We start from the raw sequence: 17,839 nt of genomic DNA on the forward strand, positions 1-17,839 counted from the left end.
TGGTTCCTCTTGAAATTTAGGGGCTTTCTTTCTGCTCATAACAAACAGGATGAAGCACTGGAATGATCACTCAATAGTAAAAAGTGGATCAAGTGCTGAGTGTCACACTTTTTCTGTCAATAGGGCTTGGTGAACACTTACAGATATTTTACCACACGGTATTGCAGCAGAGAGCTCAGGTTGAGGAAAACGAATGTAAGTGTTCACCAAACCCTATTGACATAAAAACTGTGACCTCTAGCACTTGATCCACACTTTAGGTATTGAGTGAACATTTTAGATCTTCATTATAATTGCATGACTAGAAAAAAAGCTCCTAAATACCAAGACGCGCCACCTAAAGTCTCTGATTTAAATGAGGCTAAGGTGCTTATTGATGAGCTGTGGGAGCAGATCCGACATTATGAAGATAAGCTAACCACTAGCTCCAAAAACTCTTCAAAATCGCCTTCATCAGACAGTCCCAAAGATCGCCATGAGCGAAAAAAGCTGAAAGCTCTGGTGGTCGCAATTCGAAAGGGGCAAAACAAGACCACACAGGGCACCAACGAAAGCTCTCCCCATCAAAAGACACGGATACCATTATTGATTGCTTCCCGTATTCTTGTCCTTGTTGCGCTCAGTCTGACATTGATGTTAATAAGGGTCGTTACTACCGACACCAAGTCTTTGATATCCCGAAACCCACTGTTGATATCACCGAATACCGTTTATTTTCAGGTCTATGTCGGCACTGTAAAGAAGCCGTCAAGGCTCAAAAGCCTGACGATGCATCACAAGGGATTATAGGGCCGAACTTATTAAGTTACATTGGGGTTCTTGCGGGGCAATATCACCTCAGTGTTCGAAAAATCCAATCTCTTCTCAAAGAACAGCTTGGCACAACCTTTTCAGTTGGCGCGATCAGCGAAGCTCAAACGAAAGTCGCTTCAATGCTAACGCCATTACATCAAGCGATAAAACAAGCATTAAAGAAAGCGCCTTTGATTCATGCTGACGAGACCTCTCATCACAGAAATGATGAACAAAGCCTTCGCTGGTGTTGGTTAGTGGCAAGTGATGACCTTGTCTATGAGCAAATACTTTATTCGCGCTCGACCTCATCAGCGAAAAAGGTCATTGATGAAGACTATGCAGGCATTGTGGTCAGCGACCAGTGCCCTAGCTATAACTGGATAGCCGCAGACCGTCATCAGTTATGTTGGGCACATGTGAAGCGTAACCTTCAGCAAATGGCGGATTATAGTGGCGGTGGCCACACCGCTTATATTGGCTGACATCTTTGTTTGCTGACGAACGCCATTTTCCATACTCGGCATCGTTATGAACAAGATGAGTTAAATTATGCGCTATACTTACGAAGAATGCGTAGGTTGCAGAAATCGTTCGATCATTGGTTGAGCAAAGGGACTGATGTCATGGTCAAGCGATATCGGGGGCGATGCAAGTTACTGCTCAAACATAGAGAGAGCTTGTGGGTTTTCCTCAAGAAAGTGTCAATCCCCTTAACCAATAATGAAGCTGAGCGATGTATTAGAGGTTTTGTAATCTAAAGGAAAATCAGCTTCGGAACGACCTCGGATGCAGGCGATAAATTCCGCAGTAGGATACATACCCTCATAGAAACCTGCAAAAAACGTGGCTTATCGGTAATGTCAGTGTTGAGTGAGATCATCACGGCTGTTGTGGCGAAGAGAGCGTACCCCAACGTCTTTGACTTATAAACCACACCGTTCTCTTCAAGCATGGTAAGTCAAGATAACTCGGTGAACGTGTACCTTATTGAGTGGGGATATATTTGTAAAAAACTTAGAGCAAGCCTCCAAGACACCGATCTATAAGGAGTACACATTATCCAGTTCTAACGCTTTACTTACCTTCACAGCAAAGGTGGTTATTTTACCCTCATCAAGCGGTATGAAATCTCCCCCATTGGTAATTCGATGACTTGAGATATTCCCATCTTATCGACACGTTTGAGCATATCCTCACTATATCCGCGCTTTTTCATCCACTCTAAAGGCTCCTTAAAACCGTCTTCGTTGATGACAAATGATTGATCTGTAATTGCTTCTTCTACGATATGGACAACCCAAATACGAGATTGAAAGTCTAAGATCTCATTGAGGAAGGATTTTATAGATGTGAGGAGTTTGAAAGTCATAATGTGCCGAGGTTGTATGTTCGAAGTAGGTAAGGCATATCTATCTTATCAGATAGTGTACAGGAACTTTTTTGTTACTCAATGGAGTTGGTTACGTTTAAGGTAGAATGTGATGCTTAGAGTGAAAGCGACATCATCACATCGTCGTTGAGAAGAAAGCGTAGTTGGAGGTCTTTGTACTATAAACCCCATCGAGCTATTCAGACATAGTAAGTCAAGAGATCTAGGTGAATTAAATAAAAAATCGCATAGTTCCTCCCTATGCGATTTTAATTAATATCATCTCCGAAACGTAAGGGTTATTTGCCTAAAACAACCATCACTTTACGTTTCTTATCTCCTGAGAAAGGACGGCGACCGTGCATTGCAAGGTTATTATCAACTAGCGCTACATCTCCAGCCTGCCAGTTAAGATCAAATGACAACTCTTCGGAAACCTTAGAAATCGTCTTTAAAAATGATTTAGGAATTTCAGAATCATCTCCAAAGCACAATGCTTTTGAAGGGTTCTCTTTAACGCCTTCCCACCCCTCAAATGCAGCAATAATTTGGTTGAAGAATACTTTACGACCATCAGCGACAGTTTTGATCCCTGCTAAAGCACCCGTTTGGACTAACAAGTCACCATTGTCTTGCCATTTCCACGTGTAACCTAGCTCCTTCAATTTAGCTTCAGCCTGCAGCTCGTTTTCTACGCTAAGGGTACTTAGCCAGCTGCGACCTTGCGCTGATTCAGCACAATCACCACCAGGCATAGTTGTTGTGTACTTAATTCCAATTTCCTCTAGCTTATTCGTTAGTTCAGGCTCAACTTTGATTAGCTCGTTATATATCATGTCTGAACGGCACAACACGGTCGCACCACCGTGCTCCGCTGGGCTCTCGCAAAATAGTGAAATACGGTTAGGATAAACAGGTGTTTGTGCCATCTCGTTATGCAAATTGATAGCGACCTCTTTTGGCCCTTCATTAGCCGTAAATACGAGGTCCGTAAAATTAATACGAACAGCATTCGACAACGACTCTTTATACGTAAAATTCTCATATCCAAATGAAGCGAAGAAAGCATCGTAACTTTCTGCATCTACAACAGGGAAACCGCGGAAAAGGATAGCTCCAGTACACAATAATTCTTTTTCTAGAACTTCTCGGTTTAACTCTATCCATGCTTTAGCTTCAGCTAATGTTTTTACTGAGGCATCATTCTCGATAACCGTTGGAAATTTTTTTACATCAAACTCAAGTGCGTTTGAAATATTATTTAGTTCGGCCATGACTAGTCCCTTAATCGTAAATTGGTGAGAAGTGATTAAATGCTGCTTCGCAAAAATCACCAGGATCGTTAAAGCGACGGTTGATGTTTAGAGCTGAAATTGACTCTATTTCACGGTCCGTGAGTTCAAAATCAAAAATAGAAATATTCTCTTTCAAACGCTCTACTTTTGAACTCTTTGGAATTATGGTACAACCACGCTGAACTCCCCAACGTAAAGCGACTTGTGCAGGTGTTTTTCCATGTTCTTTCGCTGCTTTGATAATCACGTCTTGCTCTAAAATCGACTCCAACTTGTCTGCCATATTCAATTCTAAATACGATAGAGCCCCCAACGGAGAGAAAGTTGTTACAGAAATACCATAGCTTTTTGCCAGCTTAATCAAACGCTCTTGAGTGAGATATGGGTGAGATTCAATTTGTAATTCGCTAGGCTTAATATTTGCGTAAGCCATAAGGTCATTAAGCAACCCTGAATTATAATTACATACACCAATATTCTTGACGAGCCCAACTTCAACCAACTCTTCCATTGCTTGCCAAGTTTCGAACAAAGGCACAGGCTCAGTCTTCATCTTCGGCTCCTCTGCTTGAGGATCGAAGATCCACTCTGGCGGGTAACGAGTTTCAAATGGGACGAAAGGCTGTGCAATAGGAAAATGCATAAGATAAGAATCTAAATAATCTATGCCAAGATCTTCAAGTGTACGCTTTAAAGCAGGAAGGACATGTTCTTTCTTATGATAAGTATTCCAAAGCTTTGAGGTTATCCACAGATCTTGACGCTTTACGATACCCTCTTCAAGAGCGCGCTTAATTCCCAGCCCCACCTCTTTCTCGTTACCATAATCGCATGCGCTATCAAGTAATCGATAACCAATTTTAATCGCGTTATAAACCGTTTCAGCACATTGATCTTTTTCAATCTTCCACAACCCTAAGCCTACTTTAGGGATTCCATAGTTGTCGCTCATTATTATTCCTTTTTAGATATGTTGCTCTATTTTTATTTTGAGCTTATTTTAAATATTAAATTAACCTCAAGCTTAAGTGTTAAACTTTCGCCTGTCTTTTAGTTAACATTCAATGACTAGGTACTTTGACGGAGTTTTGATATTCTTCTTATTTCATCAGCAATAGTATGAACATTCAAAAATACAACTTGTATATGATTATCCAGGAGTCTAATAAATCCTAGCGCTCCTTGTCGTCGTAATAACTTTTCATTGACAGAGTCCATGTCTTTCACTTGTATACGTAATCGAGTAGCGCAATTATCGATTTGTCCTTCTACGATATTATCGACACCTCCAAGACCTAAAATTATCTTATTTGATTTAGCTGTCAGGTTACCTTTATCTTTAATCATATTTATCTCACCAATGAAAATCTTTAAAAGAAACATTTCATATATTCATTCGATGTTTCTTTATTAAAAAAATTTAACCAACTACTGGTTATTACATAACACCAACTAACCGAGGAAGACCAATGACTAATTGAGGAAAGCATGAAATAACAAAAATAAGAGCCATCTCTACCATTAGGAATGGGATTATCTTCTTAGAAATTTCAGAAACTGAAACTTTTGATACACCAGATGCAACAAACAGAACTAAACCCATTGGTGGTGTTGCTAAACCGATTGATAGGTTTGCACACATCACTACACCAAAGTGAACAGGGTCAATACCCGCATTGATCATGATGGGCGCAAATATAGGGGCGAAAATAAGAATTGCAGGGCCTGCATCTAAGAACATGCCAATAAGGAACAGTAGAACATTAATAATTGCGAAGAGTATGTAAGGGTTGTCCGTAATACCATTCATAAAATCAGCGACCATGTTCGATACACCTGATAGGCTGATGATCGAAGCAAAGCCACTTGCGGCCGCAACAATTATTAAGATCGATGCTGCATTGACCGCCACTTTCGCAAACAGCGCGTAAGTGGCTTTTACGTTGGTTGCCCGGATAATAAATAGAGAGACACAGATAGCATAAGCAACTGCAACCGCTGCAGCTTCAGTTGGTGTGAATATGCCGCCATAAATACCACCTAAAATAATAACCGGTGTCATCAATGGAAGAATCGCAAGCTTAAACGCTTGGTGACGCTCCATTGCTGGTGCTCGCTCCATTGGTTGCACTGCTGGGTATTTACGAATCTGATAGCGATTCATCAACATCAAGCCAATACAGAGAAGAATGCCCGGAGTGACACCGGCTAGAAACATTGCAGCAACTGACGTGTTCATTACAAACGCGTAGATGAGCATGATACCTGAAGGCGGAATAATATTACCTAACACAGTAGCTGCCGCAGTCAGTGCTGCTGCATAACCCGTGTCATAATTATATTTTTTCATTTCGGGGATCAGCATTCCGCCAATCGCAGATGTTGCTGCTACCGCTGAACCCGTTAGAGCACCAAAAATGGTTGAAGCGAGAATCACTACATGCCCTAAACCACCTCGAAAATGCTGAACCATGGTTTGTGCGAAAGCGATAATACGTGGCGTAATGCCACCTATGGTCATACATTCACCAGCTAACATAAAAAATGGTAGGGCTAAAAGTAAAAAGCTATCTAGCCCAGAATATAAACGCTGATAAAGCATATTAGCAAACAGCATTTGATCATTTTGAAACAGTGTAATGATTGGCGATAATCCTAGAGTGAACAGAACAGGTACACCTAAAATCAATAACGCAAGAAAATATACTAAGAAAACTGGGGGAAACATGTACTACTCCCTATGGCGTAGATTTCAATTCAAGCTGCTCTTCTTGAACAACGGAATCAATTTCAATTTTAGAACACTCCAACATCTCTGCCGTTTTGGCTGTCTGAGATACATCATCAAAGTCACCCAAAATGGCACGGACACAACCCACGCTTTTTTGTAGAGCATATAACATAGTGACAATCATCATGACAGGAGGTGCGATGTAAACAAAATACATTTGGATTGGTAAACTATCAGCCATTACTGAGCCTGTATTGAAGAAATTCCAACCAAACCGAACCCAAACAGAGAACACAAGTATCGCTGCGATATGGCCCAAAAGAGACAATACAGCGAAAACACGTGGCGATTTTTTCTCGACAATTTCTGTCACGAAAGTCATCGCAATATTTTTATCGGTTAAGTAGACGAAGGGTAAACACAGATAAGTCATATAAATCATGAGAAATCGAGAAAACTCATCCGTCCAACTGAGCGGAACGTTGAATACGTAACGAAACAGAACTTGTGCTATAACAATCACTGTCATCAATAGTAATAAAAAACCAGCCATATTACGGAGAAACTTAGCTAGAGGTGTTGTTACTGTATTCAATGCTTTTTCAATGGCTCTTAACATAGAATCACCATAAGAATTATTATTGTGATCGTTATAAAACGACACATAGTTTTAATGGGAGCGTATTTATAACTCAGGCTCGTACTTATAACCGTGATTTCTTTCACACCGTAAAAAAATGTAATGCCTTTGTTACAATTGCGTTATTTAGAATCTATCTTACCGCTTGCAACAAACAGATGAATTTCTTGTTGTACCTTGAGGGAAACTCACAACTTTCTGCTCAAGTATGGTATTTAAGTAATCCGTCACCATTTCCTGCTCCTCTTGGCTCATGTAGAGTCCAAGTTTGGTACGACGCCACAGCATATCTTCTGAAGTCTGTGACATTTCTCGAGTGATTAGGTAGTCGATTTCACGCTGGTAAACACCGTGAGCTTCTGAAGAGAACTTCTTGCCAAGGTCCTCTTCACAAGTCACTCCGGCTAACAGATCCCATGTCTGCGTACCAAATTGCGTGATGTAGCGAAGCAGTAAACCTTTTGAAGCCCAAGGGTACTTAGAGTTCATCATCTCAGCCAGTTGTTCACGGCTGCAGCTAAAGTTACCGCCCGGTAGCGTATCTGTTGCTGTCCATGCTGGCCCCATATTCGATAAGAAAGGTTCTAGTTTCTTCAATGCGGCTTCACCAAGCTTGCGGTAAGTGGTGAGTTTGCCACCAAATACAGACAGTAATGGTGCTTGTTCAAGTTCAGCATCCAGCTCAAGAGTGTAGTCACGAGTAATCGCTTGTGGAGAGTCAGATTCATCATCACACAGTGGTCTCACGCCGCTGTAAGTCCAAACCACATCTTCAGCGGTTATCTGCTGAACAAAATGCTGATTTACAATGTCGATTAGGTAATCCACTTCATCATCCGAGATCGCTACTTCGCGAGGATCGCCTTTGTGCTCAACATCTGTTGTACCGATAATCGAGAACTTATCTAGGTAAGGGATCATAAAGACAATACGATTATCTTTGTTTTGAAGAATATACGCTTGAGGCTCGTCATGAATGCGAGGCACGACAATGTGCGAGCCTTTGATGAGACGAATATTACGTGGTGATTCCTGCTCAAGACCATCATCAAAGAACTGTTTCACCCAAGGACCAGTCGCGTTCACTAGTGCTTTCGCTTTACGTTCGAATGTTTGGCCGGTCATCACATCGCGAATTGTTACGCTCCATACACCACCTTCTCTGCGTGCAGCTTCTACGCGGCAGTAGTTGCGCGTTTCAGCGCCATTTTCTTTTGCTGCCAGTACATTGAGCAGTACCATTCGAGCATCGTCAACCCAACAGTCTGAGTATTCGAAACCGACTTTCACCTCTGGTTTCAATAAGCCTGATTGCGCTAGGTTGACTGTTTTACTTGCTGGAAGTGTAGTTCGTTTACCCAAATTATCGTAAAGGAATAGGCCACAGCGAATCATCCACGCAGGGCGCAAGAACGGGCGATGTGGTAAACGAAAACGCATAGGTTGTGCGATATGTGGCGCTTTTCTTAGTAGAACTTCACGCTCTGCTAGCGCTTCTGATACTAAACGAAATTCGTAGTGTTCTAGGTAGCGCAAGCCACCGTGAATAAGTTTTGAGCTTGCAGATGACGTTGCTGATGCGTAATCATTAGCTTCATACAAGCCTACCGTTAGGCCGCGTCCAGCGGCATCTGCTGCGATACCAGCGCCATTAATACCGCCACCGATAACGATCAAATCTAAAATGGAGGGTGAACCATTATTTGTATTATGTTGTTGAGCACTCATATTTTGACCCCAGTGAGCGAACGAGCATTTAAAAACTCATCAAACCTTACTTCACCTCCCCCACAGAGTCACTATTTGTTTTCGATTTCACTCAACTTCGTGACTTGGAACATAAAAATCGTTAGCCAGTATCGAATAAACACACAATAGAACACAACATTTGAATGAAAATCCCTTTTTCTTATAAAATCGAACGAAAACGAACGTGAGTGGCTAATTTTCTATATCCATATCTACTCTGAAGGGGCTGTTCTGGTATCAATCACTTCCAGTGTAATATCAGCACCTTTAAGAATGCTCTGAATCTCTTTCGGTGGTTGCTGGTTGGTGAAAACCATATGTGCCTGGTTAATATTGCCTAATTTCACCATCGCGTTACGACCGAACTTAGAGTGATCAACAGCAATAAAAATACTGCGACTATTCTCAATGATGGCTTGTTTCACTCGCACTTCGTGGTAATCAAAATCGAGCAGTGAGCCATCGAAGTCGATACCGCTGATACCTAGGATGCCAAAGTCCAAGCGGAATTGTTCAACGAAATCGAGCGTCGCTTCGCCCATAATTCCGCCATCTTTATTGCGTACTTCTCCACCTGCGAGAATCACCTTGATTTCAGGGTTAGTCAGTAGAATCGTCGCCACATTGATGTTATTAGTCACAACGCTCAGTTGCTTGTGGTTTTTGTTGAGTGCGCGCGCTATAGCTTCAGGGGTAGTACCGATATCGATGAACAGCGTCGAGCCATCAGGAATGTATTTGACCACTTCGTCAGCGATGATGTCTTTTTCGTTGAAATTGAGCGCCTTACGCGTGTTGTAAGAGGTGTTTTCTGAGCTTAGAGGAATAGTGGCACCACCGTGATAACGGCGGATTTGGTTGCTATCTGCGAGTTCATTGAGATCGCGTCGAATGGTTTGCGGACTTACATCAAATTTTTCAACCAGTTCGTCTGTGCTGACGTATCCCTGTGTTTTCACCAGCTCGACAATCTGTTGGTGTCTTGATATCTGCTTCACTTATTGCTCCCCTATGTTGATATTGTTCTACAAAACTAATTTCGAAAATATAATCACTCTATTGTGCGCGAATTGGCGTAATGTGAGTAGTTTTAATCGTGAGTTATCGGAGCTAAAACGCCCAAAGAGCACGACAAGCGTGCTCTTTGGGCGTTTCGTTTAGTGATTTTGGTTAAGCCACTCTCGGTTTATAATCAATTAACCTTCGCTTTCTTCATCATCTTGAAGCTCTGACCATACTAGAGCACACTTGATTGCACGCTTCCAACCTTTGTAGCGACGATTACGTTTTTCTTCGTCATGGTGAGGCTCGAATGTACGATCAAGAACAGCTTTACCTTGAAGCTCATCGATGCTATCCCAGAAACCAACCGCAAGACCTGCAAGGTAAGCTGCACCTAACGCCGTTACTTCGGTGACTTCAGGGCGGTGAACTTCTGTATCTAGAACGTCAGATTGGAACTGCATTAAGAAGTTGTTCGCTACCGCGCCCCCATCAACTCGTAGGTTTGCTAGCTTGATGCCTGAGTCAGCTTGCATTGCGTCTAGTACGTCGCGAGTTTGGTAAGCGATACCTTCCAGTGTTGCACGAATGATGTGGTTAGAGCTAACACCACGAGTTAGACCAACAATAGTACCGCGAGCGTAAGCATCCCAGTATGGTGCGCCTAAACCGGTAAATGCAGGAACAACGTAAACACCGTTTGATGTATCTACTTTTGTTGCAAAGTACTCAGAGTCTTTCGCATCAGCTAGCAGCTTCATTTCATCACGCAGCCATTGAATCGATGCGCCCCCCATGAACACAGCACCTTCCAGCGCGTAAGCTGGTTCACCTTTCGGGCCACACGCTAGTGTCGTCAGTAGGCCATTTTTCGATGTGACTTTCTCTTGCCCCGTGTTCATGAGAAGAAAGCAACCTGTACCGTAGGTGTTCTTCGCTTGACCCGCTTCCACACACATTTGACCGTAAAGTGCTGCCTGTTGGTCACCTGCGATACCTGCGATTGGAATACGAGTACCGCCTTTACCACCTAGATTAGTTTGACCGTAAACCTCAGAAGAGCGTTTCACTTCAGGCATCATTGATGCGGGAATACCCATCTCGTTTAGTAGTTTGCTGTCCCAACATAAGTCGTTGATGTTAAAGAGCATAGTACGTGATGCGTTGGTGTAATCCGTTACGTGAACGCGGCCTTGAGTCATCTTCCAAACTAGCCAAGTATCAACTGTACCAAACAGTAGCTTTCCAGCATCAGCGTCTTCGCGAGCACCTTCAACGTTGTCTAGAATCCATTTTACTTTGGTGCCAGAGAAGTACGGATCAAGGACAAGGCCCGTATTGTCACGTATGTAGTCTTCTAGGCCACGTGCTTTTAGGTCTTCACAGAGGCCAGCAGTACGACGACATTGCCATACGATTGCGTTGTAAACGGGTTTGCCCGTATCTTTGTTCCAAACTATTGTTGTTTCACGTTGGTTGGTGATACCGATACCAGCAAGCTCGTCACTGCGGATACCTGCTTTCGCTAGTGCTTCTACTAGAGTTGAGCTTTGTGTTGCCCAAATCTCCATTGGATCGTGCTCTACCCAGCCTGCTTTTGGATAGATTTGAGTAAACTCTCGTTGAGAAGAGCTAACAATGTTCGCATCATGGTCGAGGATAACTGCGCGAGAGCTTGTCGTACCTTGGTCTAGCGCTACAATGTATTTTTGCTCGGTCATGGTAAGAATAATCCTTTTTGTTTCATTATTCTGTGGATACAGAAAACAACGACTTTGTCTGTGAATAAATGCCTAAACTGTTTATTTTTCTATCAACACTTTAGCGTTTTAACAGTCGTACCCCCTGTCATTCTCAGGGGAGTCCTTTAGCTTTTCTACACCCCCCCTAGATAAGTAGGGGCTAATTATTAGATATTATTTATACTGGCTAGTAACGCAGAATATTGCGATTGCTTACGATAGAACACCGGAGGCTGACCGATTGGCGCCTCCACATTGACCCAGCCACCGGTGAAGGTTTCGCCAGACCACACGTGTACCCAGTCATCTTCTGGTAGGTACAGCTCTTTAATACTCTCGCCTTGATTATAAACAGGTGCAACTAAAAGATCGCGACCAAACAAATATTGATACTGAATTTGATATGCTTCTGAATCTTGGTCATAGTGCATAAATAATGGACGCTGTACTGGAATGCCTTTTGTAGCGTTTTCTTCAACAGCTGCTTTAATATATGGCTTCAGACACTTATAGATCTTAGTCATTCGAGCAAGGTGCGCAATGGTTTCAGGGTCGGTGTCAAACTGATGGTTATCACCCGGACGGTTACCCTCATGACTGCGCATAATCGGGGTAAAAGCGGCCATTTCAGTCCAACGCTGGAACAACTCTTTTGAGCGAGTATTGCCATGCAATGTAGTGTAGCCACCAATATCACTGTGACTGATACCGTTACCCATCAGTCCCGCAGAAAGCGCTGCCGGTATTACTGAAGCCAAGCCATCATCTTTCTCCCAAATCACCGACTGGTCACCCGCCCACAAAGCATGACAGTAGCCTTGAATTCCCGTACCACCAGCTCGCATAAAGAACAGAATATCATCAGTTTTGCCCGCTTCTTCAATCGCTTCATGCTGCACTTTCGCCCAGCGGCATGGCCATTTATTGTGCTCGATCTCTGCGCTTACACCGTTAAAAAGTGAACAGTCTGTTGGTAAATATTCACCGAAATCCCCCATCCAACCATCGAGACCAAATTCAATCATGTTCTTCTGGATCACACCTTTGTACCATTCGCATGCGTCTGGGTTAGTGAAATCAACAACGCCACAGTAAAACTCACCGAAATCGACAACGTATTTTGAGCCGTCGTCTTGGGTTGCTAAATATCCTTTCTCAAACGCTTCTTCGTACAAAGGGAAGTCTTCAAGCACGTATGGATTGATGTAGCCAAGGAATCGAATTCCTTCTTCTTTTAGCTGATGTATTTTCGTATCAAGTTGTGGGTAGAGCTCAGCATTCCATTTCCAATCCCATTGTAAGCGCTTACCAAACGAAGTCATCTTAATGCCTTGCCAGTCCTGACACCATACACCTGCAATCTCAACCCCCGCTTCTTTTGCCGCAGCAACTTTCTCAACAGTGATTTCAGTACCACCTTGGATGCCAAGAATCACACCATTGTAAACCCACTCGGGCAGAGCTGGCTGACGACCAAATACATCGGTGATGTTGGTCATTAGGGCAGGGAATGACTCTTCCGAATCAAATAATAGGTATTCTGGGATGTTCCAGCATTGCAACTCGTGATATTGCGAGTGACTAAAATCAAAGTCTGCGTAAGCTGTAGTTTCTAGATGGCAAAAGTACTTTTTGTCCGAGATAAAGGTTGGTTGTGGGTAGTTAGTGTTGTAATAGTCGCCCCCCGCTCTATCTTTTACGTCCGCTTGCCATGTGGTGTAGGTGTTTTTGTTACGGCCAACGCCCGGCTCTGAGCTCCAGAGCGGGAAGTTTTTGCCTCTCAGGTTTAGGTAACTTAGTTGCTCACCACAGCCATATACAGCTTCGCTCTCTGTCGCAGCAACACGAATCCAAAAACGGTTGTATTTATCATCAAGTGCTCTAAATTCTGCTTTTAATCGAGCCTCTTGAGTTTCTATAACGCGCATTTCTAATGCGGCTTCCCCATCAAAAAGAAAAGTAATCACAACCTGATTATCAGCACGCTCTTCAATGCTGAATTTTTTCAGAGGTAGACGTTCAGATACATAATCTGATATATCAAAGTTACCACGATACATATCGAATACACCTTGGCCAATACCAAGATATAGTGCAGGGCTTACTTCTGTGTGCTCAAAGACAGTTTTGTTTTTATGGCTAATCGTGAAGCCATTGAGGGTTTGAACAAATTTCATTGGGAAAAATCCAAAAATTATCGGAAATAGAGACGTAATGAGAAGAATTAGGTCCGCCTAGTTTGATTCTGTGAATACAGAAAACTACGGGGTTACCTGTTGATGTTTGTCATTTGGTTCTACGCTTTAGCGTTTTCATGGTGATTACCCTGAGCATACCCAGGGTAATCGTCACATTAGAGATAAGCGGGTAATCAAATAAGATTAAACGATTTAGTTATACGAAAATCATTATTTGAACTGAATGTCGTATTCCGCTTTAAACTGCATTTCACAGGTATTAATTTCTTTCTGGAATCGATCCATCCACTTCTGACCTTCTGCACCTGTTGTCTTAAGGAAGGTGGCTTTCACAGGCTCTGATGCAGCTTTAAATGCATCTTTCTCTTTGGCTGATGGATTGTAAACCTGACCGCCTGCTTTCTTAAACTCTTCGTAAGCTCCGAACTCTTTATGTTTCGGGTATGCTCTTAGGTATTGGCTTTGTGCTGCGATACCATCAACGACCACCTGTTTAAGGTCGTCGGGGAAGGACTTAAATTTACTATCATTCATTACCCACGCCCCGCCCATATATCCGTGGCCATCTAGGATCATGTAATCCAAGCTTTCGTGAAACTTGTTCATGATGATGTCTACAATTCCGTTTTTCGTGCCATCAACTACACCTGTTGATAGTGCCGTGTAAACCTCTGGCCATGCGATTGGCGTTGGTGCACCACCAAGCTCTTTCACTAGATCTTGCTGAACTTTTGCAGGTACAGTTCGTAGCTTAAGGCCCTTCACATCATCAGGTTTTTTCACCTGTTTTTTCGTCGTTGCGATGTTACGCCAACCACCAGAGTTTGATACTGCCATCAGACGAACATTTGGCGCCTTATTTAAAAGCTCACCACGGACATCACCAATAAATTCTTGATTGTCGTAAACACACTCGGCAACTCGGTCACTTGGTAGCATGTATGGTAAATCGAAGGCTCCTACTGGCTGCCAAAAGTTACCGAGTTCAGGAATCGTAGTTTGAAAGTAGTCAAACATGCCAGCCTGTACACCCGCGATACACTCTTTAGCCGTGCCACAAAGTTGGCCAGATGGATAGATGTCGACTTGAATCTGACCATTTGAACGTGACTCAACAAAATTCTTAAAAACCAATAAAGATTGATGATTGTAACCGTCTGTTGTCGTTACGTGAGGGACTGTAAGTTTGTATTCTGCCGCACTTACTGAGCCGGCAGTAAAAAGAGAGGCTGCCGCGAAGCCAAGTAGTGTTTTTTTCATGAGATTTCCTTTCGCATTATGAGTTTCGACTCTTCCTATGTTTTTATTGGGGAGGAGCATGTTGTTTCTTATTGTTTGGTTAACAAGTCTGACTTTGTGATTTTTGTTCTCGCTTTAATCGGAAAATGGTGATGCATAAGATAATGGAATTAAAGATATCATTAATAAAACCACCGTAAGAACCCACAACAAATGCATTAACCAGCCAGATCAGTGTGCAAACAAGAAATGCGATTCTCATTCTCATCCCATGAGCACAGAATAGGGCATAGCAACTTATGGTTGAGGCAATAGCAGGGAGAAGATCACGAGGCTCCGAATAAAAATAAATGCTGATTACGATTTGTACGACAAAGAATATCCCGAAAACTTTGAGGCCTTTAAATTTCAATGACACCAACGCACGGAAGGAGTTCACAAATAGATTCAATCCAGCAACCAAGGCTCCAAGTAAAGTAAAATGAATAGAGAAAATTAAGCAAGAGAGACAGATTAATGCACGCATACGATTATCGTTAACCGTAGATGTGGCCATTAGGTTAAATCCTAGTGCAACAAATCCAAGAGCTTGAATTAGGAGCTCATTCATTAATAAAAGTCCTGCTTGCCTAAAGTATCAATTGATGATTCATATTTTCCTAGGTATCCAGGAACACCCTCGAAATTTTCTGCATTGATAGAACGAAAATCAATCACTAATCAATGTCGAACAATGTTTACTTCCTTACACACAACGGACTATAAAAAAGAAACTATATTAATTATAATGAAACAAATTCAGCTTTTGATTCCAAGACGGAATGGATATAGATTTACTTCGCACTTTTTGCCAAATCGCCGACGACAATAATTTTCGTGTTGCCGCGAAGCACCTACATATCACTCAATCTGCTCTAACTAAGAAGGTCAAACGTCTTGAGGAGCAGCTTAATGTGGTATTATTTGATCGCGGTCGCCATGGAGCAGAGTTAACCCAGATGGGTAGAATTTTATTGCCAGAAGCCAAGCGGCTGCAGAAGGGATTTGAATCCTTTTGCACCCTCTCGACCTTTGTAGCGGAAGGTACATTAGGACACCTAAACATCGGTTTTGGCATCTCATCTTTTCATGAGGCGCCGAATTACATTGCACGCTTCAAGCAAAACTATCCTAATGTTCATATTTGCCTGAACGATTACCCATCACATAAGCTAGCTGAAGAGCTTTTGCTCGGCAATCTACAGTTGGGATTTGACCGTTTACCTGTGGAACCTCCATTAACCGCGATTCCACTATACTCAGATCAGCTTGCCATCGCCATTCATGAGAAAGAGCTGATCGATGAAGATAACTTGTGGGCATCACTCAGCCATCACTGTTATTTAGGGTTGAGTCGCAGTAAGAACCCAACAATGGATAAGCACATCACAGCTTACCTATGGGAAGTACAACAGCGACCAGCCGTTGTAGAAGAGACCGATGACATCATTACTCTACTTGCCTTGGTGTCTGCACGCTTAGGATATACCATCATTCCAGCAAGCGTGTCTCGTATTAGTCAGCCACAGATCAGATTCATCCCACTCTCAGGCAAACACGCCGAATGGTCAGTAGGTTTGTTATGGAACTCAGACTGTTTCGAGCCGGTACGTGAAAAGTTTATTCAAACCGTCATTGATAACAAAGGCGATTCTGTCGCAAATGTAAAATGTCGTTAGAGGGGCTAGCTCCCGCCATTCTCCGGTTTAAGTTTTTCAGATAGAACATAATCCCTAAAATGACGGCACCTGTAGATTCATGGATACGAAGAGCTTGAGAGATCATAATCGGGATCCAACCCTCGGAAGCCAGCAAGACAGCTTTTATACGGTCGTATATTCGACGAGCACGCAAGTATTGTGCATCTGTTCGGAGTTGTTGCTTTTGCTCAGGAGTCAGTACAATTTTCATGGTGAGTAGCATGATCCTGATTTAATGAGAAATCAAGCATCTTCAATGATCACGGTATATTTTAGTTATTAATAAAACCGGTACTCTATGTGCTTGTTTTTTTAATTATATCAAATCGCTATTCGTTTCCCTCAACCTGGGTCATGACTCCAATCTGTTGATTAATAGTAAAACTCTAGTTCGATAAAGGTGCCGATGACCTTATCGTGCATTTTTTCTGATCTCGAGAAGCCGATAGTTTTTCGAACGAGTCTCTTTAAGCGAGTTCTCAGGGTAAGATTGTTCTTTCTATCCTTTGTGTATACCGCTTGCCGATGATGTGTTTTTCTCTCGGTAAGTTCGCTGAATAAACGCGGTAGTCAGCTGTACCATAAAAAGGAATGGTAAACTTCGATAGAAGACGTTGTAGTTGATTAAATGCCTCGCTGTCTCTTTTTCCAAAAGCGTGGGCAATGATGCGTTTATACCTAGGCTCCCAAGCATACCAAAGCCAACGTTGATTTTTCTTATTACCAACAAACGACCATTGTTCATCGACCTCACATAGTCAACTCAATGTTAGCGATATCAAAAGGTATTGTCGTTACTTGTCTAGGTGAGAGTTTTTAAAGTGCGTAAAACGGCGTTGTAAGCGACTTTCAACACTCGGCCAGTATCTCTAACACCAGAGCTATTCATTACCATTTCAAGAATTTTATCTTTAACGCCAGGCTTACTTGCTTCGTAAGCATAATCGATTTGAAAAGTACGCTGACAATCGAGGCATCGAAAGCGTTGATAGTCAGCAACCCCTTTACCATGTTTTCGAACAGCATTGCTCTGACTGCAAAATCGACAATTAACCTGAATAGTTGCCATGTGCGGGTTTTCCTCAAGAAAACATCAATCCCCTTAACCAATAATGAAGCTGAGCGATGTATTAGAGGTTTTGTCATTCAAAGAAAAATCGTAAGTGTTCACCAAGCCCTATTGACATAAAAAGTGTGACCTTACGCAATTGATCCCACTGTGGGTCTTGAGTGATCATTCTGGGAAGCCATTATGGTTTCATGACTAGAAAGAAATCACCTAAATACCAAGAAGCACCACCTGAAGTCTCAGATTTGAATGAGGCTAAGGTGCTTATTGA

13 protein-coding genes and 4 pseudogenes are annotated in these 17,839 nt (G+C 42.5%); 3 read left to right on the forward strand and 14 right to left on the reverse strand.

Translation table 11 applies throughout. The features are described from left to right. Positions 1-297: 297 nt before the first annotated feature. Positions 298-1,724 (forward strand): annotated as a pseudogene (tnpC, locus tag H5300_RS20060) (IS66 family transposase). 170 nt (positions 1,725-1,894) lie between these two features. On the opposite strand, the gene H5300_RS20065 reads toward tnpC, so the two are convergent. The 12 genes from H5300_RS20065 to H5300_RS20120 form a co-directional block, all read right to left on the reverse strand. Then, entirely contained in the window at positions 1,895-2,164 is a 270-nt protein-coding gene (locus tag H5300_RS20065) for a hypothetical protein (protein WP_182796695.1), read from the reverse strand. Positions 2,165-2,463: 299 nt separating this feature from the next. Next, positions 2,464-3,438 (reverse strand): TauD/TfdA family dioxygenase, encoded by a 975-nt coding sequence (locus H5300_RS20070; RefSeq protein ID WP_182796696.1) that lies wholly within the window; start codon positions 3,436-3,438, stop codon positions 2,464-2,466. Positions 3,439-3,448: 10 nt separating this feature from the next. Next, entirely contained in the window at positions 3,449-4,411 is a 963-nt protein-coding gene (locus H5300_RS20075; RefSeq protein ID WP_182796697.1) for an aldo/keto reductase, read from the reverse strand. A gap of 116 nt (positions 4,412-4,527) precedes the next feature. Continuing rightward, a complete protein-coding gene (locus H5300_RS20080; protein WP_182796698.1) occupies positions 4,528-4,806 on the reverse strand; it encodes a glucose PTS transporter subunit EIIB in 279 nt (92 codons plus the stop codon). A 91-nt stretch (positions 4,807-4,897) separates the two neighbouring features. Next, positions 4,898-6,187 (reverse strand): TRAP transporter large permease, encoded by a 1,290-nt coding sequence (locus H5300_RS20085; RefSeq protein ID WP_182796699.1) that lies wholly within the window; start codon positions 6,185-6,187, stop codon positions 4,898-4,900. 10 nt (positions 6,188-6,197) lie between these two features. Further along, positions 6,198-6,809, reverse strand: a complete 612-nt coding sequence (locus H5300_RS20090; RefSeq protein ID WP_182796700.1) for a TRAP transporter small permease — start codon at positions 6,807-6,809, stop codon at positions 6,198-6,200. Between the two features lie 159 nt (positions 6,810-6,968). After that, positions 6,969-8,558: a glycerol-3-phosphate dehydrogenase gene (gene glpD / locus H5300_RS20095; protein WP_182796701.1), complete on the reverse strand. Its 1,590-nt coding sequence runs from the start codon at positions 8,556-8,558 to the stop codon at positions 6,969-6,971. A 233-nt stretch (positions 8,559-8,791) separates the two neighbouring features. Next, positions 8,792-9,577 (reverse strand): DeoR/GlpR family transcriptional regulator, encoded by a 786-nt coding sequence (locus H5300_RS20100; RefSeq protein WP_182796702.1) that lies wholly within the window; start codon positions 9,575-9,577, stop codon positions 8,792-8,794. 198 nt (positions 9,578-9,775) lie between these two features. Continuing rightward, entirely contained in the window at positions 9,776-11,302 is a 1,527-nt protein-coding gene (glpK, locus tag H5300_RS20105; RefSeq protein WP_182796703.1) for a glycerol kinase GlpK, read from the reverse strand. Between the two features lie 188 nt (positions 11,303-11,490). After that, complete coding sequence (locus tag H5300_RS20110) at positions 11,491-13,500, reverse strand: alpha-glucosidase (protein WP_182796704.1); 2,010 nt, start codon at positions 13,498-13,500, stop codon at positions 11,491-11,493. A 231-nt stretch (positions 13,501-13,731) separates the two neighbouring features. Continuing rightward, positions 13,732-14,781, reverse strand: a complete 1,050-nt coding sequence (gene dctP / locus H5300_RS20115) for a TRAP transporter substrate-binding protein DctP (RefSeq protein ID WP_182796705.1) — start codon at positions 14,779-14,781, stop codon at positions 13,732-13,734. Positions 14,782-14,860: 79 nt separating this feature from the next. Then, on the reverse strand, positions 14,861-15,370 hold the full coding sequence (locus H5300_RS20120; RefSeq protein ID WP_182796706.1) for a YgjV family protein: 510 nt from the start codon (positions 15,368-15,370) through the stop codon (positions 14,861-14,863). A 211-nt stretch (positions 15,371-15,581) separates the two neighbouring features. On the opposite strand from H5300_RS20120, the gene H5300_RS20125 reads away from it, so the two are divergent. After that, positions 15,582-16,478: a LysR family transcriptional regulator gene (locus H5300_RS20125; protein WP_182796707.1), complete on the forward strand. Its 897-nt coding sequence runs from the start codon at positions 15,582-15,584 to the stop codon at positions 16,476-16,478. Positions 16,479-16,486: 8 nt separating this feature from the next. On the opposite strand, the pseudogene H5300_RS20130 reads toward H5300_RS20125, so the two are convergent. Both H5300_RS20130 and H5300_RS20135 read right to left on the reverse strand, forming a co-directional pair. Continuing rightward, positions 16,487-16,710, reverse strand: a pseudogene (locus H5300_RS20130) (IS630 family transposase); the annotation flags it as partial. A gap of 161 nt (positions 16,711-16,871) precedes the next feature. Continuing rightward, positions 16,872-17,568 (reverse strand): annotated as a pseudogene (locus H5300_RS20135) (IS1 family transposase). A gap of 6 nt (positions 17,569-17,574) precedes the next feature. On the opposite strand from H5300_RS20135, the pseudogene H5300_RS28500 reads away from it, so the two are divergent. Then, positions 17,575-17,658 (forward strand): annotated as a pseudogene (locus H5300_RS28500) (transposase); the annotation flags it as partial. Positions 17,659-17,839 lie beyond the last annotated feature (181 nt).

The sequence above is a fragment of the Vibrio sp. SG41-7 genome, assembly GCF_014164465.1.
Lineage (GTDB): Bacteria > Pseudomonadota > Gammaproteobacteria > Enterobacterales > Vibrionaceae > Vibrio > Vibrio splendidus.

What these genes read in the sequence shown, in the direction of transcription:
- dctP (WP_182796705.1), bottom strand. Translation starts at nt 14,781, where the DNA reads ATGAAAAAAACACTACTTGGCTTCGCGGCAGCCTCTCTTTTTACTGCC.
- H5300_RS20075 (WP_182796697.1), bottom strand. Translation starts at nt 4,411, where the DNA reads ATGAGCGACAACTATGGAATCCCTAAAGTAGGCTTAGGGTTGTGGAAG.
- glpD (WP_182796701.1), bottom strand. Translation starts at nt 8,558, where the DNA reads ATGAGTGCTCAACAACATAATACAAATAATGGTTCACCCTCCATTTTA.
- H5300_RS20070 (WP_182796696.1), bottom strand. Translation starts at nt 3,438, where the DNA reads ATGGCCGAACTAAATAATATTTCAAACGCACTTGAGTTTGATGTAAAA.
- H5300_RS20080 (WP_182796698.1), bottom strand. Translation starts at nt 4,806, where the DNA reads ATGATTAAAGATAAAGGTAACCTGACAGCTAAATCAAATAAGATAATT.
- H5300_RS20085 (WP_182796699.1), bottom strand. Translation starts at nt 6,187, where the DNA reads ATGTTTCCCCCAGTTTTCTTAGTATATTTTCTTGCGTTATTGATTTTA.
- H5300_RS20120 (WP_182796706.1), bottom strand. Translation starts at nt 15,370, where the DNA reads ATGAATGAGCTCCTAATTCAAGCTCTTGGATTTGTTGCACTAGGATTT.
- H5300_RS20110 (WP_182796704.1), bottom strand. Translation starts at nt 13,500, where the DNA reads ATGAAATTTGTTCAAACCCTCAATGGCTTCACGATTAGCCATAAAAAC.
- glpK (WP_182796703.1), bottom strand. Translation starts at nt 11,302, where the DNA reads ATGACCGAGCAAAAATACATTGTAGCGCTAGACCAAGGTACGACAAGC.
- H5300_RS20090 (WP_182796700.1), bottom strand. Translation starts at nt 6,809, where the DNA reads ATGTTAAGAGCCATTGAAAAAGCATTGAATACAGTAACAACACCTCTA.
- H5300_RS20125 (WP_182796707.1), top strand. Translation starts at nt 15,582, where the DNA reads ATGGATATAGATTTACTTCGCACTTTTTGCCAAATCGCCGACGACAAT.
- H5300_RS20065 (WP_182796695.1), bottom strand. Translation starts at nt 2,164, where the DNA reads ATGACTTTCAAACTCCTCACATCTATAAAATCCTTCCTCAATGAGATC.